23 protein-coding genes are annotated in these 23,115 nt (G+C 29.8%); 22 read left to right on the plus strand and 1 reads right to left on the minus strand.

From position 1 onward, the window contains the following. Positions 1–34: 34 nt before the first annotated feature. The 7 genes from pheS to holA all read left to right on the plus strand — a co-directional run bounded on the left by pheS (position 35) and on the right by holA (position 7,222). Positions 35–1,054: a phenylalanine--tRNA ligase subunit alpha gene (pheS, locus tag BUB83_RS18250; RefSeq protein ID WP_073340539.1), complete on the plus strand. Its 1,020-nt coding sequence runs from the start codon at positions 35–37 to the stop codon at positions 1,052–1,054. 15 nt (positions 1,055–1,069) lie between these two features. Then, positions 1,070–3,451, plus strand: coding sequence for a phenylalanine--tRNA ligase subunit beta (gene pheT / locus BUB83_RS18255; RefSeq protein ID WP_073340541.1), 2,382 nt, complete (start codon positions 1,070–1,072; stop codon positions 3,449–3,451). Between the two features lie 153 nt (positions 3,452–3,604). Then, positions 3,605–4,207 carry a cell division protein ZapA gene (gene zapA / locus BUB83_RS18260; RefSeq protein ID WP_073340544.1) on the plus strand — a complete coding sequence of 201 codons (603 nt, stop codon included), beginning with the start codon at positions 3,605–3,607 and terminating at the stop codon, positions 4,205–4,207. A 101-nt stretch (positions 4,208–4,308) separates the two neighbouring features. Further along, the gene (locus tag BUB83_RS18265) at positions 4,309–4,566 is read left to right on the plus strand and encodes a hypothetical protein (protein ID WP_084133674.1); all 258 of its coding nucleotides are present in this window, start codon (positions 4,309–4,311) and stop codon (positions 4,564–4,566) included. A 41-nt stretch (positions 4,567–4,607) separates the two neighbouring features. Beyond that, positions 4,608–4,844: a hypothetical protein gene (locus BUB83_RS18270; protein ID WP_073340546.1), complete on the plus strand. Its 237-nt coding sequence runs from the start codon at positions 4,608–4,610 to the stop codon at positions 4,842–4,844. 3 nt (positions 4,845–4,847) lie between these two features. Next, the gene (locus BUB83_RS18275) at positions 4,848–6,185 is read left to right on the plus strand and encodes a ComEC/Rec2 family competence protein (protein ID WP_073340548.1); all 1,338 of its coding nucleotides are present in this window, start codon (positions 4,848–4,850) and stop codon (positions 6,183–6,185) included. An 11-nt stretch (positions 6,186–6,196) separates the two neighbouring features. Next, positions 6,197–7,222, plus strand: a complete 1,026-nt coding sequence (gene holA / locus BUB83_RS18280; protein WP_073340550.1) for a DNA polymerase III subunit delta — start codon at positions 6,197–6,199, stop codon at positions 7,220–7,222. A 39-nt stretch (positions 7,223–7,261) separates the two neighbouring features. Here holA and rpsT read toward each other — a convergent pair whose 3' ends face one another. Beyond that, positions 7,262–7,528, minus strand: a complete 267-nt coding sequence (rpsT, locus tag BUB83_RS18285; RefSeq protein WP_073340552.1) for a 30S ribosomal protein S20 — start codon at positions 7,526–7,528, stop codon at positions 7,262–7,264. Positions 7,529–7,739: 211 nt separating this feature from the next. Here rpsT and gpr point away from each other — a divergent pair, with 211 nt between their 5' ends. From gpr to BUB83_RS18360, 15 genes are all read left to right on the plus strand, one after another. Then, positions 7,740–8,711, plus strand: a complete 972-nt coding sequence (gene gpr, locus BUB83_RS18290; protein WP_073340553.1) for a GPR endopeptidase — start codon at positions 7,740–7,742, stop codon at positions 8,709–8,711. Positions 8,712–8,893: 182 nt separating this feature from the next. Further along, entirely contained in the window at positions 8,894–10,000 is a 1,107-nt protein-coding gene (locus BUB83_RS18295) for a stage II sporulation protein P (protein WP_242950714.1), read from the plus strand. A 48-nt stretch (positions 10,001–10,048) separates the two neighbouring features. Next, positions 10,049–10,507 (plus strand): hypothetical protein, encoded by a 459-nt coding sequence (locus BUB83_RS18300; protein WP_073340556.1) that lies wholly within the window; start codon positions 10,049–10,051, stop codon positions 10,505–10,507. Positions 10,508–10,584: 77 nt separating this feature from the next. Continuing rightward, positions 10,585–12,390 carry a translation elongation factor 4 gene (gene lepA, locus BUB83_RS18305; RefSeq protein WP_073340558.1) on the plus strand — a complete coding sequence of 602 codons (1,806 nt, stop codon included), beginning with the start codon at positions 10,585–10,587 and terminating at the stop codon, positions 12,388–12,390. 23 nt (positions 12,391–12,413) lie between these two features. Then, on the plus strand, positions 12,414–13,535 hold the full coding sequence (gene hemW / locus BUB83_RS18310; protein ID WP_073340560.1) for a radical SAM family heme chaperone HemW: 1,122 nt from the start codon (positions 12,414–12,416) through the stop codon (positions 13,533–13,535). A 228-nt stretch (positions 13,536–13,763) separates the two neighbouring features. After that, positions 13,764–14,849, plus strand: coding sequence for a heat-inducible transcriptional repressor HrcA (gene hrcA / locus BUB83_RS18315; RefSeq protein WP_073340562.1), 1,086 nt, complete (start codon positions 13,764–13,766; stop codon positions 14,847–14,849). A gap of 12 nt (positions 14,850–14,861) precedes the next feature. Beyond that, positions 14,862–15,524, plus strand: coding sequence for a nucleotide exchange factor GrpE (grpE, locus tag BUB83_RS18320; RefSeq protein WP_073340564.1), 663 nt, complete (start codon positions 14,862–14,864; stop codon positions 15,522–15,524). 56 nt (positions 15,525–15,580) lie between these two features. After that, positions 15,581–17,413 (plus strand): molecular chaperone DnaK, encoded by a 1,833-nt coding sequence (gene dnaK / locus BUB83_RS18325; protein WP_073340566.1) that lies wholly within the window; start codon positions 15,581–15,583, stop codon positions 17,411–17,413. A gap of 130 nt (positions 17,414–17,543) precedes the next feature. Next, entirely contained in the window at positions 17,544–18,671 is a 1,128-nt protein-coding gene (dnaJ, locus tag BUB83_RS18330; RefSeq protein WP_073340568.1) for a molecular chaperone DnaJ, read from the plus strand. A gap of 112 nt (positions 18,672–18,783) precedes the next feature. After that, positions 18,784–19,722, plus strand: a complete 939-nt coding sequence (gene prmA, locus BUB83_RS18335; RefSeq protein WP_073340570.1) for a 50S ribosomal protein L11 methyltransferase — start codon at positions 18,784–18,786, stop codon at positions 19,720–19,722. A 12-nt stretch (positions 19,723–19,734) separates the two neighbouring features. Continuing rightward, on the plus strand, positions 19,735–20,496 hold the full coding sequence (locus BUB83_RS18340) for a 16S rRNA (uracil(1498)-N(3))-methyltransferase (protein ID WP_073340571.1): 762 nt from the start codon (positions 19,735–19,737) through the stop codon (positions 20,494–20,496). Then, complete coding sequence (gene mtaB / locus BUB83_RS18345; protein ID WP_073340572.1) at positions 20,496–21,794, plus strand: tRNA (N(6)-L-threonylcarbamoyladenosine(37)-C(2))-methylthiotransferase MtaB; 1,299 nt, start codon at positions 20,496–20,498, stop codon at positions 21,792–21,794. Before BUB83_RS18340 ends, mtaB begins: the two co-directional genes overlap by 1 nt. 58 nt (positions 21,795–21,852) lie before the next feature. Continuing rightward, the gene (locus tag BUB83_RS18350; protein WP_073340573.1) at positions 21,853–22,197 is read left to right on the plus strand and encodes a histidine triad nucleotide-binding protein; all 345 of its coding nucleotides are present in this window, start codon (positions 21,853–21,855) and stop codon (positions 22,195–22,197) included. Between the two features lie 111 nt (positions 22,198–22,308). Next, a complete protein-coding gene (rpsU, locus tag BUB83_RS18355) occupies positions 22,309–22,494 on the plus strand; it encodes a 30S ribosomal protein S21 (RefSeq protein ID WP_073340575.1) in 186 nt (61 codons plus the stop codon). Between the two features lie 33 nt (positions 22,495–22,527). Further along, complete coding sequence (locus BUB83_RS18360; RefSeq protein WP_073340577.1) at positions 22,528–22,989, plus strand: GatB/YqeY domain-containing protein; 462 nt, start codon at positions 22,528–22,530, stop codon at positions 22,987–22,989. Positions 22,990–23,115: the final 126 nt, after the last annotated feature.

Here is a 23,115-nt window from a genome sequence, read left to right on the forward strand (position 1 = left end):
TTTTTGTTTATAAAAAAAAGAAAGGAGCAATAAAATGCAAAAAAAGTTAGAACAAATAAAAACAGATGCTCTTGCAGTTCTTGAAAAAGCTATGAGTAAAAAAGAAATTGAAGAAATTAGAATCAAATATTTAGGTAAAAAGGGAGAATTGACTTCTATTTTAAGAGGTATGGGAGGATTATCTTCAGAAGAAAGGCCGATAATTGGAAAATTAGCTAATGAAGTAAGAGAGAATCTTGAAACTATTATAAATAATGCAAGCAAATCTATTAGCGAAAAAGAGAAAAACAGTAAGTTGCAAAGTGAAATAATTGATATTTCTATGCCAGGAAATAGAAAATCTTTAGGGCATAAAAATCCACTTCAATTAACTTTAGACAGTATTAATGAAATATTCTTATCTATGGGATTTGCTATTGAAGAAGGACCAGAAGTAGAGCTTGACCATTATAATTTTGAAGCATTAAATATTCCGAAAAATCATCCAGCAAGAGGAGAACAAGATACTTTTTACATAAATGATGATGTGGTTCTAAGAACTCAAACATCTCCAGTTCAAATAAGAACTATGGAAAACCAAAAACCTCCTATCAAGATGATTTCACCAGGAAAGGTTTATAGATCAGATGCTGTTGATGCTACACACTCACCTATCTTTTATCAAATAGAAGGATTAGTAGTGGCAGAAGGAATCACTTTTGCAGATTTAAAAGGAACGCTGGAGCTATTTACGAAAAAAATGTTTGGGGATAAAATGAAAACTAAGTTTAGGCCTCACCATTTCCCTTTTACAGAACCATCAGCTGAAATGGATGCTACTTGCTTTGTATGTGGTGGAAAAGGCTGTAATGTGTGTAAAGGCTCTGGATGGATAGAATTATTAGGTTGTGGAATGGTACATCCGCAAGTATTAAGAAATTGTGGTATAGATCCAGAAGTTTATAGTGGGTTTGCTTTCGGATTTGGATTGGATAGAATGGTAATGCTAAACTATGCCATAGATGATATAAGATTATTATACGAAGCTGACATGAGATTCTTACAACAATTCTAAATAGGAGGGGTAAAAATGAAAGTACCTGTTAATTGGCTAAAAGATTATGTGGATATAGATGTAACACCTGAAGAACTTGGAGATGCACTTACTTTATCAGGATCGAAAGTTGAAGAAGTAATTGTATCTGGAGCAAATATTGAGAATATTGTTACTGGTAAAATAAAAAAAATAGAGCAACATCCAGAAGCAGAAAAATTAGTTATATGTCAAGTTGATATAGCTAAGGAAGAATTGCTTCAAATAGTAACAGGAGCAACAAATATGAAAGAAGAAGATATTGTTCCAGTAGCTTTACATGGATCCACTTTAGCGGATGGAACAAAAATCAAAAAAGGAAAATTAAGAGGAGTAGTATCAAATGGTATGTTCTGTTCTAAAGAAGAACTTGGCATAGCAAATGATGAAGTTGTTCTTGGATTGATGATTCTACCGGAAGATACAGCTATTGGGGTGGATATTAAGAAAGTAGTTTCTGTGGAAAAGGCAGTATTAGATTTCGAAATAACTTCTAATAGACCTGATTGTATGAGTGTAATTGGCATGGCTAGAGAAACAGCTGCAACTTTGGATAAAATTTATAATTTGCCTGCTTTAAGTTACACTGAGAAAATAGAAGAAGATATAAATAATAGTTTAAAAGTTGAGATAAAAGATCCTTTATGCAAAAGATATATGGCCAAAGGTGTTAAAAATGTTAAAATACAACCATCACCAAAGTGGATGCAAGAAAGACTTTTAGAAGCGGGAGTTAGACCAATAAATAACATAGTGGATATTACTAACTTTGTTATGGTGGAATTTGGGCAACCGATGCATGCTTTTGATAGAAGGCAGATAACGTCTAATACTATTGTTATAGAAAGAGCTTTGGATAACGAAAAATTTGTAACCTTAGATGGGCAAGAAAGAATTTTAGATTCAACAATGCTTACTATAAAAGATGGAGAGAGAACTATTGCTCTTGCAGGAATAATGGGTGGGCTTAATTCGGAAGTTAAAGATGACACTAATGAGATTATCTTTGAATTTGCTAATTTCGATGGTACAAATATTAGACTTTCATCAAAAAAATTAAATCTAAGAACTGATGCATCAGGAAAATTTGAAAAAGATATTGACGTAAATTTAGCAGAAATAGCTTTAAAAAGAGTTTGTAATTTAGTGGAAGATTTAGCTGCAGGAGAAATAATGGAGGGTGTTATAGATATTTACCCAGAAATTAAAGAACCGCACATACTAACAGTTGATTCAAATTGGGTGAAAGCTTTCTTAGGTATAGATATTTCTGTCAAGGAGATGGCTAATTGCTTAAATAAGTTGGATTTGATTACTGCAATTGAAGGCGACAGTCTACAAGTTCATGTGCCTACTTTTAGATCAGATGTTAATATAAAAGAAGATGTAGCAGAAGAAATAGCAAGAATATATGGATATAATAATATTCCATCAACCTTACCAACCATTGAAACTTTAAAAGCTGGAAAAAGTGAGAAACAAATTTTAGAGGACACATTAATAAATATTTTAATTGGGTCAGGAGTTAATCAATCAATAGCTTATTCTTTTGTTAGTCCAAAAGTTTTTGACAAAGTACTAATAAGTCAAGATAGTTATTTAAGAAATGCTGTTAAAATTAGAAATCCTTTAGGGGAAGATTATAGCATAATGAGAACTACAAGTATACCTTCGATGATGGAATCGCTAGGAAGAAATTATTCAAGGAATAATGAGTATGCTAGATTATTTGAGATTGGGAAAACATATATTCCTAATGTGGATGAAAATATAAAACTACCAGAAGAAAAAGAAGTATTAACTATTGGCTTATATGGTGGAGTAGATTATTTTGATCTTAAAGGTGTGGTAGAAAATATACTCGCTAAGTTATTTGTAGAAAAATTTGAGTTTAAAAGAGAAAGTGAAAATCCATCATATCATCCAGGAAAAACAGCAGCTATTTATGTTGGTAAAGAACTGCTAGGAGTTTTAGGAGAAGTACATCCTGATGTAGCAGGAAATTATGGGGTGGACGAAAATTGCTATTTGGCTGAAATTAATTTAGAAGTTTTATATAAAAATGCTAATTTGGACAGAAAATATAAACCATTACCTAAGTATCCAGCTGTAACTAGAGATTTGGCGGTTATTCTTGATAAGAGTACCTTGGTTAAAGATATTGAAGAAATTATATGGAAACAAGGTGGTAGAATTTTAGAAAGTATTAAACTTTTTGATGTATATGAGGGCAAGCAAATAGCAGAAGGAAAGAAAAGTGTAGCTTATTCCCTTAAGTATAGAGTTCAAGATAAAACATTGACAGATAAAGATGTTAATAAAGTTCAAGATAAAATATTGAAAACTCTTGAGTATAATTTAGGAGCGGAACTTAGATAAAAATATTTTATAATTGGTAATTATATGTTAGAATATAGATAAGTATAAAATGAAAGTTTTTTAAGTAAAATTCAAAAATCATTTGAATAAAATGGATTATTTTGAAATATGAATTTATTTTGAAGTTTTAAACTTATCTAAGAGGGTGTTGGAATGAATGTGGTAACAGTTAAGATAAATGGAAAAGAATACAATTTAAAAGGGGAAGAAAAAACTGAATATCTACATTCAGTGGCTAGTTATGTGGACCAAAAGATAAAAAAAATTATGGAGTTCAATTCAATTTTAAGTACAACAGAGGCGGCAGTTTTGACTACTTTAAACGTAACAGATGAATTGTTTAAGATAGAAAAAAGCAATGAAGCACTTGAAAGTAAAGTTAATGATATTAATATTTCATATAAAGAACTTCAAAATCAATTTGAAGATTTAAAGAAATATATTCTCAGCTTAGAAAATTATAATGCAGAGCTGCAAGTTAAATTGGATGCAAATGAAGCTAGTAAGCTATTGAAAAGAGGCGAGGAAGAGAATAAGCAGTTATCCGATCAATTAGATTTAATTAAAAATCGAGTAACAGAAGAAACTTTACTAAAAACTAATTTTCAAAAAGAAAATAAAGAATTAAAATTCCAACTACAATCTTCTAAGTATAAGATTATGGATTTGCAAAATAAATTAATTGAATACCAAATTGATTTAGCTAAAACAAAAAGAAAAGAAAATCCACTTTTAACTTTGGACGAAGCAAAATAAAAAACAGGCTATGCCTGTTTTTTTTTGTTTGAAAATAGGTATTCTTTATTAAAAATATTAATCATATAAATATATATAAAGTAATACCATGGAGGGTAAACTTGGATTTAAACATAAAGAATGCAGCTTTTATACCAGTTATTACAGCCTTGGTTCAAATATTTAAGATGCTTGGTGTAAGCAAGAAACTTTGTCCTTTTATGTCATTGGTATTTGGATTAATATTAGGGATTTTGCTAGAAGATTCTGGGGAAATCAAAAAAGGAATACTTAATGGCATAGTTTTGGGAACTAGTGCTTCGGGCTTATATTCAAGTACAAAGGTTGCTTATGAAATTGGAAAGAAAAAGACTGATTAAAGATAGGAATAATGGATAGAATAAAATTGGAGGTGTAATTTATGCTGACAAATGTACTAGAAACTATAGTTAAAGGTAGTACAATAGAATTTTTAAATATACCAGAGAGTGAATTTATTTCTAAATATGAAAATATAGATAAAGAGGCAGCTAAAAAGTGCACTGAGGAATATTTTAACTCAAGAAATATAAAAGTAAAATCTAATATCATGGAGATAAAATTATATAAAGATACTCATAATGTAGAAATAACCTTAGATAGAACAAGTAGAGGGTAATTAATGGAAAGACCGATGATTTATTTTGTATGTGCATTAATTTTTGGAATTATTACAGCATTATTATTAAGTGTGAATTTTTTTGCTGCTTTTATTATAGCAGCTTTTTTTATATTTGTAATAATATCTAAAGATGGAACAAAAATGAGAATTATAACGATTTTTTTTCTTTTAGGATTTTTTTCTTTTATATTATATTATCATATTAATGTACCTGGTTCATTTAAAGCTAGAATAGTATTAAAAAAAGAAACTTTTGCAATAGCAAAATACAAAAACAGAAAAATTTTATTATATGGAGATATTTATGAATTTAATGAAGGTGATTTAACAAAAATTTATGGGAAAACAAAAAAAGAAAAAGATTATTTTAAAGGAATTGTGGCTAATGTATATGTTGAAAATCATGTAATCTACAAAAAAGATATTATAGCTAAGATATATAGTATTAAGTTATTGCTTTATAATGAGTATAAAATAATTGTAGGAAAAGACAAAGCAGGAACAATTATGGCGGCTTGTTTTGGGGATACAAAGTATATAAGTTATTCTCAAAAGGAAGATATGAGTAAAATGGGAATATGTCATATAATGGCTGTGTCAGGTTTTCATATAGCTATAGTATATGGAGTTTTACAACGTTTTTTAGGTATTAGTGCTATAGTTCCTACTTTTATATATTTGATAATAACAGGGATGAAATCATCTAGTATAAGAGCTTTTATAATGCTAGCTTTAATTGCTATTTCTAAGAGTTTATATAAGAGTTATGATGCTTTATCTGCCTTGAGTTTTTCAGCTTTAGTTTTACTTTTTTTTAATCCTTATTATATATGTGATATGGGTTTTATTTTATCTTTTTTAGCAACGTTAGGAATAATTTTATATTACAATAAAATTAAATTAAAATTAAGAAAACTTCCATCTAAGTTAAATGAAAGCATAAGTCTTACATTAAGTGCTCAGATATTTAGTATGCCTTTTCTTATGATGGAAGATATAAATGTTAGGTTGATTTCAATTTTGGGCAATTTGTTTATAATACCTTTATATTCTTTAATAATTATTATGGGGAATATAGGATCGTTAGTTGTTAAAATAAAGCCTTTATTTAAAATCATATGTTATTGTTTAAGTACTATAATTACTGCTGTAAATGGCGGTAGTGCTTTGGTACTGCAATTATCACCACAACTTGTTAACTACGCTTATCTTGAGGGTATAGTTGTTATTTTGATTTATATGTGTTATATATTTGTTATAAGGGGATATGAGAATATTAAATTTATTCCTTTGATTGCAATAATTTTTTTGATTTTTTATAAAATACAATTATTTTAAGGGAGAAAAAAATGTTTGATTCACTTAATTTAGAAAAAGAATTGAAACTAAAAAAAATACATAGTAAGTATATTCTTTGCGGTAATGATGAAAATTCCATAAAAGGTGCTGTGGAAAAAATAAAAAATATCGCTTTGAATAAAGATTTTGAAGAATTAAACTATACCGAAATTGATGGTGCAAATTTGACTTTGCCACAATTAATCAATGCCTGTGAAACGCTACCTTTTATGAGTGAAAAAAGAATGGTGCTAATTTATAGGGCTTCTTTTTTGAAAGATCACGGTGATAAAGCTGAGGAAGGAAGGTTTAAAGAAATAAAAGAATATATCAAAAATATTCCACAAGAATGTGTGCTTATAATGTATTATATTTTTGATAATCCTCGTGAAAAAGAAAGTTTAAAGGTAAAAGGGCTAAATAAACTTGCTCATGTAATTAAGTTTGAAAAGCTTAAAGGTAAATCTTTGGAAAAAAAAGTGGAGGAATTATTTGCAGAAAGAAAAGTAGATATTTCTAAATCCGAACTGGCTATTTTTTGCAATTTGGTGGATACTAATTTAGATATTTTAGAAAATGAAGTTGAAAAATTATGTACTTATGCTTGGGATAGGAAAATAACAAGAACAGATATTCAACTTTTGGTTACACAAAAAAATGAAAATGACATTTTTAATTTGGTAGATTATATTTCACAGAAAAAACCGGATATGGCTATTGATATTTTGGACGAGTTAATATTTAAAGGAGAAATGATAACGGGTATATTAAGAATGATTCAACGTCAATTCAAATTGTTGTTGAATATAAAAATTGGGGCTACACAAGGAAAATCGAAGGAAGTTTTATCTAAAGAACTAAAATTACATCCATATATATGTGAAAAAATGATATCTCAAAGTAAAAAATTCACATTGAAATCTATTAGAAATGCTATTGAAAAATGTCTTGATACAGAGAAAATGTTAAAATCCACATCTACAAATGCAAAAACTGAAATGGAACTTTTGATAATAACTGTTACTACTTTACTATAAAAAAATAAAGAACCGGTGAATTTCACCGGTTTTTATTTATTAAGCGCTTAATCCGTTTAATTTTGCAGTTAATCTAGATTTTGTTCTAGCAACTTTGTTTTTATGTAAAACACCTTTAGATGCAGCCATATCTAAAGCTTTTACACATGCCTTCAATTCTACTGCAGCAGTAGAAGCATTATTTGATTCTAAAGCAACCTCAAATTTCTTAATTTGAGTTTTTAAAGCAGACTTTATCATCTTGTTTCTCAAAGTTTTAGTTTTGATAACTTTAATCTTTTTCTTTGCTGATTGTACGTTTGCCATTAATTCACCCCCTTGTAGTATGGTAGGGTTAAGCAGCTTGTGGGTATCTTGTTTTTTCGACTAACTCAACAAATGATATTATAGCATTAATTACTTTGCACTTCAAGTATAAGTTTTCTTAAAAAACAACAATAAAAGATTAATTTTTGAATTTATTATTTTATTATTGGTAAAAATAAATTTAAGTACCATTTAGAAAGGTTGTGAACTCATGTCAATAAGAACTGATTTAGCTGTAGAAGCTAGAGAAATGTATCAAAAAAGTAACAAAGGAGATGTTCCGGGGGTTTATATAAAGGAATATAATGAAGGAGAATGTAAAATTACGGATGTGGAAATTTTAAATGAAGAAGGAGAAAAAAATCTTGGTAAACCTAAAGGAAAATATATCACAATAGATATGCCGGAATTTGTATTTTACGATAAAGATACAATGATTGTGGTTAGTGAAGTTTTGGGAAGTGTTTTATCAGGAATGGTTTCTTTAGAAAAAAGTATGACAGCTTTAGTGGTGGGATTAGGAAATTGGAATGTTACTCCAGACGCGTTAGGCCCGAAAGTTATTTCACAAATTATGATTACAAGACACTTAAAACAACTTATTCCAGATGAAATAGATGAGAATATTAGACCAGTTTGTGGTATGTCTCCAGGAGTTCTGGGAATAACCGGTATAGAAACTAGTGAAATCATTAAATCTATAGTAAAAAAAATAAAACCTAACTTAGTTATTTGTGTAGATGCATTAGCTTCTAGAAAAGCATCTAGAGTTAATAGAACAATACAAATAGGTAATACGGGTATATCACCAGGGTCTGGTGTGGGAAATAAAAGAATGGAAATAAGTGAAAGAACTATTGGAATACCGGTTATTGCAGTAGGGGTACCTACAGTTGTTGATGCAGCTACACTAGCTAATGATACTATAGATTTAGCCATAGACCAAATGATTCATCAATCAAATACTGGTGGTGAATTTTATAACATGTTAAAAGCTATTAATAAAGATGAAAAACAAAAATTGATAAATGAAATACTTAATCCATATTTAGGAGATTTGATGGTTACCCCTAAGGATGTGGATTTAATAATCGATAATACTTCTAAAATAATAGCTAATGGTATAAATTTAGCCTTGCAACCAGCTATGAAATTAGATGAAATTAGTAAATATCTAAATTAAAATTACATTTGGTACTTGTAGGAACTAACGAGTCAGAGGAATAAAAGTAAAAAGAGTTTAGCTTAAAAAATGCGATGCGAAAGTACGCATTTTTTAAATTTATGAAATTAATTTATTTTTATAAATAGAATATTTAAATTTTCACCCTCATATATATAGATAAAACTAAGGAGGGGATAAGGTTGAACAATAGAAAAAATAAAGATATTGAAGATTTTTCTAGAATGTTTACAAGCATCTGTATGTTTTTCATTACTTTTGTAATTTTCATAATTATATTTAATCAAGCAATTGGGTATAGTTCTAAAAATGGTCTTCAAAGAAATATGTTTTATGTTAATATGATTAACTTCACTATGCCACAGGTTAAGATTACTTCATTTAACGAAGAAGATATGGCTGAAAATCAGGTGTCTATAAAAAAAGTTTTTAGTGAAATTTTGGGGATCAATATTGATCAACCCTATAGTGTTATACATAGAGAGATGGCTGCATTAAATTTAGTACCCTATAGTGGAATTGGAAATAACATAGCTAAGAGTAATGATAATAATTCTTCTAATATTGAAAACAAGGATGTATCATTTAAGCTTGATAATGAATTTATACAAAAGCCTGAGGAAGGACAAACTCCATCAGCAGAAGGAGCATCTTCTGTATTTAATCAAGCATTAGTAAAAGAGTTGTCAGCAGTGCCGGAAGTTTTAATTTATCATACACATACATCTGAAAATTATGACCCAAATAAAGCTAACACAACAGATCAAACTACAAATGTATGCGCAGTTGGTGAAGCTTTGAAAGAAGAATTAGAGAAATATGGCATAAAAACAATACATGATACCACGGTTCATGATAGAGATGTTTACACTAAAAGTTACGCTAGATCATCAGTTACACTAGACAAGTATCTAAATGAATATGGAGATTTTAAACTTATTATAGATTTGCATAGAGACTCTATAACGGATAAAAACTCTATAACGGCTAATTTTAATGGAGAAAATGTGGCAAAAATAATGTTTGTAATGACAAAAAAGAATCCTCATTTTGACGCCAATATGAAAAATGTTAATAGTTTGATTGATATATCAAATAGATTATTTCCGGGATTTTCCAAAGGGGTATATTATTTTAATTATGGTAGTTTATATTTTAATCAAGATGATAGTGAAAATGCTTTATTGATGGAAGTTGGTTCATATGTAAACACAACTCAAGAATCAAAGAATTCGGCAAAATACATAGCTAGATTAATTGCAGAGCATTTAAATGGAAAAAATGAATAAAATTATGAAAAAAAGTACATCCTTAATAAATAGAGGAGGTGCTTTTTTATGAGTAAAAGATCTATAATAATTGTGTTTCTGATATGCTCTATAGTGATTTTATGTGGGGTTACTAATGTAAACATAGTGTTGAATAGAAGCGTGTATTCGGATATATTATTATCATTTAAAGATAATGAAGATTCATATTTAAGTAATGAAAGAACAAATATTGACTATTGGAATCTGGATTATATGGAAAAGGTACTTGCTAATGCGGATAATTATAAAAAGAACAAAGAAGATATTCTTCAACATTCAGATATAAATAACAATATGCCCACAGAAGTAATTGATATTTTAGGTGAAAACATAAGTACTTTGAGCTTTGATGCGGTACCTAAAATAAGAATATTGTTTAATAAAAATCCATTTGACTTAAGAATTGCTACAGACAGATTTACATTTGCTTTCAATAAAAAATCAGTGGAAAGATTAATAAGCTTAGAAAAACTAAAAAAAAATTAAATTAATGTTATTGACATTTCCACGGTAAGTTGTGTTATAATTTACTTTGATTTATTATGTGCGATGGAGGTATAAGGATGAGTGTAGATAGAAAAAAATATATAAGAAATTTTTCAATAGTAGCACATATAGACCACGGGAAATCAACCTTGGCAGATAGGTTATTGGAAAAAACAGGAACTTTAACTGAAAGAGAAATGAATTCGCAAGTTCTAGATAATATGGAACTAGAAAAAGAAAGAGGAATTACTATAAAATCTCAAGCGGCAAGGCTTGTTTATAAAAGAGAAAATGGGGAAGAATACATATTAAATTTAATTGATACTCCGGGACATGTAGACTTTAATTATGAAGTTTCAAGAAGCTTGGCAGCCTGTGAAGGAGCTCTTCTAATAGTAGATGCTACTCAAGGAATACAAGCTCAAACTTTGGCCAATTGTTATTTGGCATTAGATAATGATCTAGAAGTTGTTCCTATTATAAATAAAATAGACCTTCCTTCTGCTAGACCAGAGGAAATTAAAACTGAAATTGAAGATGTCATTGGAATTGAAGCTCATGATGCGCCTTTAGTTTCGGCAAAAACAGGATTGAATATAGAGGATGTATTAGAAGCTATAGTAAATAAAGTTCCATCCCCAAAAGGAGACGAAGAAGCTCCATTAAAAGCTTTGATATTTGACTCCAGCTACGATAGTTATAAGGGTGTTGTTTCTTATGTGAGAATCATAGATGGCACAGTAAAAAAAGGAACTAAGATTAAGTTTATGAATAGTGGAAAAGTATATGAGGCAACTGAAGTGGGTGTTTTTGCACCAGGATATTTGCCCATGAATGAACTTTCAGCTGGAGACGTAGGTTACATTACAGGCTCTATTAAGAATTTAAAAGATGCTGCAGTAGGGGATACAATAACCTCGGCGTTAAATCCTGCCACAGAACCACTACAAGGATATAGACCGGCAATTCCTATGGTATTTAGTGGTATTTATCCAATTGACGGTGCTAAATATGATGAGTTAAGGGATGCACTTGAGAAGTTGAAATTAAATGATGCTGCTTTAGATTTTGAGCCAGAGACATCAATTGCATTAGGGTTCGGATTTAGATGTGGATTTTTAGGTCTTCTACATATGGAGATTATACAAGAGAGAGTAGAAAGAGAATTTAATTTAGATATAATTACAACAGCCCCTTCTGTTATTTATAAGGTTTATAAAAATAATGGGGAAATGATTAATATAACTAACCCAACAAACTTACCAGATACAACAGAAATTGCTAAAATGGAAGAGCCTATTGTAAAGGCTTCTATAATTACTCCTTCTGAGTATGTAGGTGCAGTAATGGAGCTTGCTCAACAAAGAAGAGGTATTTATGTTGATATGCAGTATGTAGATACTTCAAGAGCTGTAGTTAATTATATAATTCCATTGAACGAAATTATATATGATTTCTTTGATACTTTAAAATCTAAAACAAGAGGATATGCTTCTCTAGATTATGAACTAGCAGGATATCAACAAACTAAATTGGTGAAATTAGACATTCTTTTAAATGGAGATGTTGTAGATGCTTTATCAATGATAGTTCCTGAAGAAAAAGCTTATCATAAAGGAAGAGGAATAGCAGAAAAACTTAAAGAAATAATACCTAGACAAATGTTTGAAGTGCCTATTCAAGCGGCTATTGGAGCAAAAATCATTGCAAGAGAGACGGTTAAAGCTATGAGAAAAGATGTTTTGGCTAAATGTTATGGTGGAGATATTTCAAGAAAAAGAAAATTGTTAGAGAAACAAAAAGAGGGTAAGAAAAGAATGCGACAAGTTGGTAGCGTAGAAGTTCCACAAGAAGCATTTATGTCAATCCTTAAAGTTGATTAGTTATAGAAAAAGGAGGATATATTATGAGTAATAAAATTTCATTATATATTCACATTCCCTTTTGCAAAAAAAAATGTTTGTACTGTGATTTCCCTTCTTATGGGAATATGGAAAATAGTATGAATGAATATGTTAAGGTATTAAGTGAAGAGATTAAAAGTCTAGAATACAATAAATTTAATACAATATTCATAGGTGGGGGAACTCCCACCTTTTTGTTGTTAAAGGAGTGGGAAGTATTAAAAGAATCTTTGAATTATAAATTGATAAAAGAACCAGCTGAGTTTACAGTTGAAATAAATCCAGGTACAGCAGATAAGGAAAAACTTTTATTTTTAAAGAATATGGGAGTGAATAGACTAAGTATAGGTCTTCAAGCGTGGCAGGAAAATTTACTTAAAAATTTAGGAAGAATTCATTCGAAAAATGAATTTCTTGAATTATACAAAAATGCTAGAGAAATAGGTTTTGATAACATAAATATAGATTTAATGTACGGATTGCCTAGTCAAAGTTTTGAAAATTGGAAAGAAACGTTAAAAGAAGTTGTTTTGTTAGAGCCGGAGCACATATCTTGTTATAGTTTAATTATAGAGGAAAATACACCCTTTTATAACATGTATAACAAAGGGGTTATAAAAATACCAAGTGAAGAAGAAGAAAGAAAAATGAATGAATTTACTATCACTTACTTGAAGGAAAAAGGATACGACAGATATGAGATTTCTAATTGGGCTAAAAAAGATAAAGAGTGTAAGCATAATTTAGTTTATTGGGAATTGGAAAATTATATAGGTTGTGGATCAAGTGCTCATTCTTATATAAATGGATCTAGATTTAGTAATTCTGATGATATAAAAGAATATATGAAAAATTTTTTTCAATTAAATAAAAATGAAAAATATAAAAATTCCATAGAAGCGGATATGGAAGAATTTATGTTTTTAGGGCTTAGGAAGATAAAAGGAATTTCTATTAAAAAATTTAATGAAAAGTTCAAAAAGTCTATATTTGATATTTATGGCAATGTAATAAATAAATATGTAGAAAATGGGTATTTGATTTTGAATGAAGATAGGATTTTTCTTAGTGAAAAAGGCATTGAAATTTCTAATTCTATAATGTGTGAGTTTATTATTAATTAATATAAAATAAGGCAAGTTTACTGTAAATGCTTGATTAAGATGAATTGAGTAGTAAATCAAAGAAAAATTGAGAATTTAGGAGTTAATTTTCAAAAACAAGCTGTAAAAATAAATTAAGCGATAATATTATGGCTTTTGTGGTATTGACAATAAATAAGCTACATGATAGATTTTAATCATAGTCGTTAGCACTCGTTGGAGGTGAGTGCTAATAAAGGTGGTGAAATAATGAGCAATGATATGAGTGAAAGAAAAATTAAAATTTTAGAAGCTATAATCAAGGATTACATTTCTTTTGGAGAACCAGTAGGATCAAGAACTATTGCTAAAAAATATGATTTAGGTATCAGTTCTGCAACCATAAGAAATGAAATGTCTGATTTAGAGGAGCTTGGTTATATTGAACAACTGCATACTTCTTCAGGGAGAAAACCCTCTGATAAAGGATATAGGTTATATGTAGATAAACTTATGCAATTACAAAATTTATCTTTGGAAGATGAATTAAAAATTAAATCAGAATTTCTTAACCATGCAATTTTTGAAGTGAATAAAGTTTTGAAAAATGCAACTTTGTTATTATCTGAGCTCACTAACCTTACATGCATTTTAAAAACACCTTCAGTACGAACTAGTTATATTAAAACTATAAAGTTAATACCTATTGATGGTAATAGCATACTAGCAGTTATTGTTACTGAAAATGGATTGATAACTAATAATATGATTAGGGTAGGAAGAAAAATAGAAGATGAAATATTAGAAAAATTATCTTTTGTTTTAAATAAAAGATTAAGAGGTTTAACTATTGACCACATAAATCTCAGAGTTATTGGTCAATTAAAAGAAGATTTGCAAGGATATGAAGATATTTTAGAGGCTATAATATCTACATTGTATGATGCTTTAACCAAGGAAGACAATAGTGAAATTTATTTTGAAGGTACAAAAAATATTTTTAATTATTCCGAATATAATGATGTTGAAAAAGCAAAACAATTTTTATCATTAATTGATAATAAAGCTATGCTAACGGAACTTTTAGATATGACAAATGATAAAGTAATAATTAATAATTTATCTACAAATTTTGATAAAGAAATAATTATAAAAATTGGTGGAGAAAATATAGCTGAATACGCTAAAGATTGTAGTGTTGTATCTGCAATTTATAGTATAGATAATAAACCTTTAGGAACCATAGGTATAATTGGTCCAACTAGAATGGAATATTCTAAGGTTATTCCTGTGGTAGGAGAGTTTATCAAATTGTTAAACCAAAGTATTTCAAATATTTATAAAGATGATAGGTAAGAGGTGAATTGCATGGGTTTTGAAGAAAAATTTAATGGTGAAGAAAGTATCGATAAGGAAAATATGAACGATTATCAGTCAGAAGAATCACCAGAAAAAGCAGAAATTAATGAAGATGCTGAGTTTGAAGAATTAGCACAGGAAGATGTTCATAATTTAGAGTGTGGAGAAGAAACAGAACTTCTTGATGAAAAAGATGGATTAATAAAAGAATTGAATTTGGAGAAAAACAAATTGTTTACTACAAAGAAAAAACTTGAAAATGAATTAGAAACAATAAAAGAAAGATTTTTAAGAATGAATGCAGAATATGAAAATTTCAGAAAAAGAACTGAAAAAGAAAAAAAAGTAATTTATACGGATGCTTGCACAGATGTGCTGAAAAATATCTTGCCGGTATTTGATAATTTACAAAGAGCAATTATTGCTGATGGTTCAGCAGAAGACTTAAAAAAAGGTATTGAGAGCACTATAAAACAATTTCAAGAAGCGTTAAATAAGTTAGGTGTAGAAGAAGTTGAAACAACAGGCGGATTCGATCCAGAATATCATGAAGCAATAATGCATGTTGAAGATAGCAATTTTGGAGAAAAAGAAATTGTAGAAGTATTCCAAAAAGGTTTTAAAAGAGGAGAAAAAGTTTTAAGACACTCTTTGGTAAAAGTAGCAAATTAATATGAAAATTTATTAATAAAAATTATAGAGGTATAACATTTAGGAGGTAAATAAAAATGGCAAAAATTATAGGTATCGATTTAGGAACAACTAACTCATGTGTAGCAGTTATGGAAGGTGGTACTCCAACAGTTATAGCTAACGCTGAGGGAGCAAGAACAACTCCATCAGTAGTAGCATTTAAAGATAACGGAGAAAGATTAGTAGGTCAAGTTGCAAAAAGACAAGCAATCACAAATCCAGATAAAACAATTAGTTCAATCAAAAGACATATGGGAACAGATTATAGAGTAGAAGTTGAAGGTAAGAAATATTCTCCAGAAGAAATCTCAGCAATGATATTACAAAAATTAAAAGCTGATGCTGAAGCTTATCTTGGAGAAACTGTAACAGAAGCGGTTATTACAGTGCCAGCTTACTTTAATGATAGTGAAAGACAAGCAACAAAAAATGCTGGTAAAATTGCTGGGCTAAATGTAATGAGAATAATCAATGAGCCAACGGCAGCTTCATTAGCATATGGTTTAGATAAAACTGATGATGCACATAAAATCTTAGTTTATGATTTAGGTGGCGGTACTTTTGACGTATCTATATTAGAATTAGGAGACGGAGTTTTTGAAGTAAAAGCTACTAACGGTAATACTCGTTTAGGTGGAGATGACTTTGATAACAAGGTAATGAATTACATTGCTGATACATTCAAATCTGATACAGGAATAGATTTGAGAGCAGATAAAATGGCTCTTCAAAGAATAATTGAAGCTGCTGAAAAAGCAAAAATAGAATTATCTACTTCTTTAACAACAAGCATTAACTTACCGTTTATTACTGCAGATGCAACAGGTCCTAAGCATATTGATATGACTCTTTCAAGAGCTAAATTCGATGAATTAACTCATAGTTTAGTTGATGATACTATCGAGCCAATGAAAAAAGCTTTAAAAGATTCTGGATTGTCAATAAATGATATAGAAAAAGTAGTTCTTGTAGGTGGATCAACTAGAATCCCAGCTATCCAAGATGCAGTTAAGAAGTTTACTGGAAAAGATCCTTCTAAAGGTGTAAATCCAGATGAATGTGTTGCTATGGGTGCAGCAGTTCAAGCAGGAGTCTTAACAGGAGAAGTTAAAGATATTTTATTACTTGATGTTACTCCTTTAACATTAGGTATTGAAACATTGGGTGGAGTTGCAACTCCATTAATAGAAAGAAATACAACAATACCAGCAAGAAAGAGCCAAATATTCTCTACTGCAGCTGATAGCCAAACATCTGTTGAAATTAACATTGTTCAAGGTGAAAGAAAAATGGCTAATGGGAATAAAACTCTTGGAAGATTTGTTCTTTCTGATATTCCAGCAGCACCAAGAGGAATTCCTCAAATAGAAGTTACTTTTGATATAGATGCAAATGGTATTTTGAATGTTTCTGCAAAAGATAAAGGAACAGGAAAAGAAGCTAAAATCACAATAACTGCATCTACAAACTTAAGTGATGATGAAATTGAAAAAGCAGTTAATGAAGCAGAAAAATTTGCTGAAGAAGATGAAAAATTAAAAGAAAAAATAGATGTTAAAAATCAAGCGGATACAACTTTATATCAAACTGAAAAAACGTTAAAAGATCTTGGTGATAAAGTTTCAGCAGAAGATAAAGCTCCAGTTGAAGAAAAATTAGAAGTTTTAAGAAATGTTAAAGATGGAGAAGACATAGAAGCAATAAAAGCAGCTATGGAAGATTTAACTCAAGCATTCTACGCTATTTCTTCAAAAATGTATGAGCAAGCAGCACCTGATATGGGTGATATGGGCGATGTGGGTGGAAATGCTGCTCCAGAAGATGACAATGTAGTAGATGCTGACTTCAAAGTTGAAGATGATAAGTAATAGATTTAAAAATTAATCACAATTGTTAAGTTGAATAAATATAACAATAATGATATACTCTTTAAGGGATGGGCTCTTACCCCTCCCTTAATTTTAAGTAAAGATAAATATAGGTGGTGAATCAGTAAGGATGGCCAATAAAGATTACTATGAAGTACTTGGCGTTTCACGTGATGCTAGTGCTGATGATATAAAGAAAGCATATAGAAAATTAGCTATGAAATACCATCCTGATAAAAACACAGGGAATAAAGAAGCTGAAGAAAAGTTTAAGGATATTAATGAGGCTTACCAGATTTTATCAGATGAAGAAAAGAAAGAGCAATTTGATAGATATGGAACAACAGATCCTAACGGCGGTGGTTTTGGCGGCGGTGGATTTTCTGGCATGGGTGGATTTGAAGATATATTTGATTCGTTTTTTGGAGGTGGTTTTGGAGGTTCTTCAAGAAGCAGAAGAAATGCACCTCAAAGAGGAGCCGACCTTGAATATACAGTAAATCTTACTTTTAATGAAGCTGTTTTTGGCGTGGAAAAAGAAGTTAATATCGCTAAAAATGAAACTTGTGAAACTTGCGATGGAAGTGGAGCTAAAAAAGGAACTTCTCCTAAAACTTGTGACAAATGTGGTGGTACTGGTCAAATAAAATATCAAAGAAGTACTCCTCTTGGAAATTTTGTTAGTACTGCAACTTGTGATAAATGTGGTGGAGAAGGTAAAATTATTGAAGAAAAATGTACTACTTGTCATGGCAAGGGAACAGTGAGAAAGAATAAAAAAATAAGTATTAACATACCGGCAGGAGTTGATACAGGAAATGTGTTGCCTTTGAGAAACCAAGGAGAACCAGGTGCTAATGGGGGTCCAAATGGTGATTTATATATTAACATTAGGGTTGCAGAACATGAAAAATTCAAGAGAAAAGGATTTGACCTTCATATAGAGGAACACATAAGTTTCGGTAAGTCAGTGTTGGGGACTGAATTAAAAGTTGTTACCATTGATGGAGATGTAAAATATAAAATACCAGAAGGAACTCAATCAGGGACTATTTTTAGACTTAAAGGAAAGGGTGTCCAAAGGGTTAATGGAAGAGGTCGTGGAGACCAATACGTTAAGGTTATAGTGGATATACCTAAAAATTTAAATGACAAACAAAAACAAGCTTTGTTTAATTATATGGAAGCTAGTGGTGAGAAAATAGACGATGATCATAAAGAATCTTTTATGGAAAAAGTAAAAAAGACATTCAAATAATATAAAAAACTTGTTTCTATTTAGAAACAAGTTTTTTGTTGATTAAAATTTACTTATCTCTTATAATTAAATTTGTGTTCTAGAGATATTAGAAAATTAGGAGAAAAAATATATGAATAAAGAATGGATAGAAGTTGAAATAGTTACTAACGAAGAAGCAATTGAAGCTATTACAGCAATTTTATATAATACTGAAGTTGATGGAGTTTCTATTTTAGATGTGGATGATATTGAATTTGTAAAGAAAAATGCAAATTATAATGAATATTTTCCGGAAAAATTAAGTCCGTTAGATAGTGGGGCTATTATTAGAGCTTATTATAAAGAAGATAATAAATTTGAAGAAAAGTTGAGTTATATAAAAGAAAATATAGATAATTTGTGGAAATTTGATATAGATATAAAAGAAACTAAAGTTACTACATATAAAGTGGATGAATCTCAGTGGGAAAATAATTGGAAAAAATATTATAAAACAACTAAAATTGGGGAGAAAATTGTTGTTAAGCCAAGCTGGGAAAAATATGAAGAAAAAGATGATGAAATTTTAGTTGAATTAGATCCGGGTATGGCTTTTGGTACAGGAACTCATGAAACTACATCATTGTGTATAAAAGCTTTAGAAAAATATGTTGGTGAAAATCATCAAGTATTTGATATAGGAACAGGATCAGGCATACTTGCTATAGCAGCTGCAAAACTTAAAGCCGAGAAGGTAATAGGGGTAGATTTAGACCCTGTAGCGGTGAAAGTGGCGTTAGAAAATGTGAAGATAAATAATGTTGATAATATTGAGATTTTAGAAGGTAATTTAATGGATGTAGTTAAAGGTAAAGCTGATATTATAATTGCTAATATTTTAGCAGATATAATTATTTTACTTTCTGAGGATGTAAAAAAATTCTTGAAACCCCAAGGGTATTTTATATCTTCAGGAATAATTGAGAATAAATTAGAACTTGTATCAAACCATTTAATTAATTTGGGCTTTATTATAGAAGAAGTGAGGCTTGATGGTGAGTGGTGTTGTGTTGTTGCAAAAGCAAAATAAAGGGGAAATTTTATGCATAAATTTTTTGTAGATAAAAGCTGTTTTTATGATGACTGTGCAGAAATCACAGGAGATGATGTTAAACATATTTTTAAAGTTCTTAGATTAAAAGAGGATGATAAAGTTGTTATAAATGATTGCAAAGGTAAAGAATTTTTGGCCATAATTAAAGATATCAATAAGCAAAGGATTTTAGTGGATATAGAAGAGGAAATTTTGGATAGTAGAGAAAGTGCTTTGGAGGTATATCTTTTTCAAGGATTGCCTAAAGCAGCTAAAATGGAATTGATAATTCAAAAAACTACTGAACTTGGTGTAAAAGAAGTTATTCCGGTTGTTACTAAAAGAGTTTTATCTTCAATAAAAAATATTGAAGGTGAATGTAAAAAGTTGGATAGATGGAATAAAATAGCCTTAGAAGCTTGCAAACAAAGCAAGAGAAGTGTTATTCCTACAATAAGAGAAATAACATATTTTGAGAGTGTTTTAAAGGATTTGAAGGGTATGGATTTAGTGTTAGTACCTTATGAAAATGCTGAAAACTACGGAATAAAAAAAGTTGTAATTGATAAATGCAAGGGTAGAGATATAAAGAAAATAGCCATTTTGATAGGTCCAGAGGGTGGATTTGAGGAAGAAGAGATTGAGATTTTAAAGGATTTAAATTGTGAAATTGTTACGCTAGGTCCTAGAATTTTAAGAACTGAAACGGCTGGTATGGTTGCTATGTCTCTTATCATGTATGAACTTGGAGATATAGGAGGAAATGTTTAATGAAAGTTGCTTTTGCTACTTTAGGTTGTAGAGTCAATGTTTATGAAACAGAGGCTATGACGGAAATTTTTAAAAAAGATGGATATGAGGTTGTACCTTTTGAAGAATATGCGGATGTATATGTGGTTAATACATGTACAGTAACCAATATGAGTGATAAAAAATCTAGGAAGATTATATCTAAAGCTAGAAAAAACAATGAAAATGCTATAATTGCAGCAGTTGGATGTTACTCTCAAATAGCACCCGATAAAGTTGCAGAAGTTACTAGTGTTGATGTTGTATTAGGAACAAGAAATAAAGGGGATATTTTATATTGGATTAATAGAGCTAAAGAAGAACAAAAGCAAATGGTGGCCGTTAGTGATGTTATGAAAAATACGGAATTTGAAGATTTGAAAATAGAGGAATTTACAGGAAAAACTAGAGCTTTCCTTAAAATTCAGGATGGATGTAATAGCTTTTGTTCTTATTGCTTAATACCTTACTCTAGAGGAGCAGTGTGTAGCAAATCTCCAGAAATGATTTTAGAGGAAATCAAAGTTTTGGCTAGCCATGGGTTTAAAGAAGTTATATTCACTGGTATAAGTATTTCTTCTTATGGAAAGGATCTTGAAGGTGAGTGGGATTTGATTACCATATTGGAGAAAGCAAGTGAAATTGAAGGAATTGAAAGAATTAGAATAGGGTCTATTGGTCCTAGATTTTTTACAGACGAAATAATAGAGAGAATTTCTAAAATAGAAAAGATGTGTCCTCATTACCATTTGTCACTTCAAAGCGGATGTGATGAAACACTAAAAAGAATGAATAGAAACTATACTTCTAAACAATATAAGGATATAGTTAATAAATTGAGAGACAAAATGCCTGATTTATCCATAACAACTGATATTATAGTTGGTTTCCCGGGAGAAACAGAGGAAGAGTTTCTTGAAACATTTAAATTTTTACAAGATTTAAAACTTGCTAAAACACATATTTTTAAATATAGTGAAAGAAAAGGTACAAAAGCCTCTAGCATGGAAGGCCAAATTAATGGTAAAATAAAAGAAGAAAGAAGTAAAAAACTAATTGCTTTAAACGAAAAGAACGAAAAAGAGTTTATAAGTTCATTTGTTGGAAAAAAACTCGATGTGTTATATGAACAAAATAACGATGAATTAAAGCAAGTTACAGAAGGGTATACTACAAACTACATAAAAGTAGTTTTGCAGGAAAATGAGGCCAATAGAGGCGAAATAATCAGTACTGAGATTACAAAGGTTGGTAACGAGTTTGCTTTTGGTGAAATTTAATAACAAAAGGGAAGTTTAAAATAAGTTAGCTAGGATATGATTAAAGGGAGGTGATTACATGAAGGATTGTATATTTTGTAAAATAGTTTCAGGAGAAATACCTTCTAAAAAAGTATATGAAGATGATAAAGTTTTTGCATTTGAAGATATAAGCCCAGAAGCGCCTGTACATGTATTGATTATTCCAAAGAAACATATAGCTAGTATTAATGAACTTTCAGATGAAGACAAAGACCTAATAGGTCATATATTCTTAGTTTCACAGAAGTTAGCTAAAGAATATAATATAGAAGACAGTGGCTATAGAATAATTAATAATTGTGGAGAAGATGCTGGGCAAACTGTTAAACATGTTCATTTCCATTTGTTGGGTGGAAGACAATTAAATTGGCCACCAGGCTAAAGAAATAATAGAAAAGATATTGACAGTATATTAATCTATGTTGTATAATTACGAATGTGCTATTTTGCCCTCAACAACTGCCAAAATACTGCTATGGAGGGAGGGATAAAGATGTCAGAAATTAAAGTAAGAGAAAATGAATCTCTAGAGAATGCTTTAAAAAGATTTAAGAGATCATGTGCAAAATCAGGCGTTTTATCTGAAATCAGAAAAAGAGAGCATTACGAAAAGCCAAGTGTAAAAAGAAAAAAGAAATCTGAAGCTGCAAGAAGAAGAAAAACAACAAAAGTTAAATAATTTGGAATTAAGTGAAAGAAGGTTACTCAATTTATGTCTTTAAAGGATAAAATAAATATTGATTGGAAAGCTGCAATGAAGTCCAAGGACAAACTTAAAGCAAGTACGATTAGTATGGCAAAGTCAGCTATTCTTTTAGTTGAAAAAAATGAAAGAAGAGTTTTAGAGGATGAAGATATTTACTCTGTCATTTCAAAAGAAATAAAAAATCGTAAAGAGGCTTTAGATGCTTTTAAAAGTGGTAATAGAGAAGATTTAGTCCAACAGGCAATGCAAGAAATTGAAATTTTATCAGAGTACCTTCCAGAGCAGTTGACCGAAGAAGAAATATTTAAAATTGTTTCTGAAGCAGTTAAAGAAACAGGGGCACAGTCTATCAAAGATATGGGTAAAGTTATGACGTTTGTTTCTCCTAGAACAAAGGGAAGGGCAGACGGAAAACTTATTAGCACAATAGTAAGACAACATTTAACTAATAACTCAAATATAATTTAGGTCCAGTGAAAACTGGACCTTTTTTGTTTTTTTAAAGAATATAGAATAAAATAATAATTTTTAAAGTTATTTATTAGAAAATCAAATCATAAATTAATACTAAAGAAATTTTCGGGGGCTGAGATT

The sequence above is a fragment of the Clostridium grantii DSM 8605 genome, from assembly GCF_900129965.1.
GTDB lineage: Bacteria > Bacillota > Clostridia > Clostridiales > Clostridiaceae > Clostridium_AF > Clostridium_AF grantii.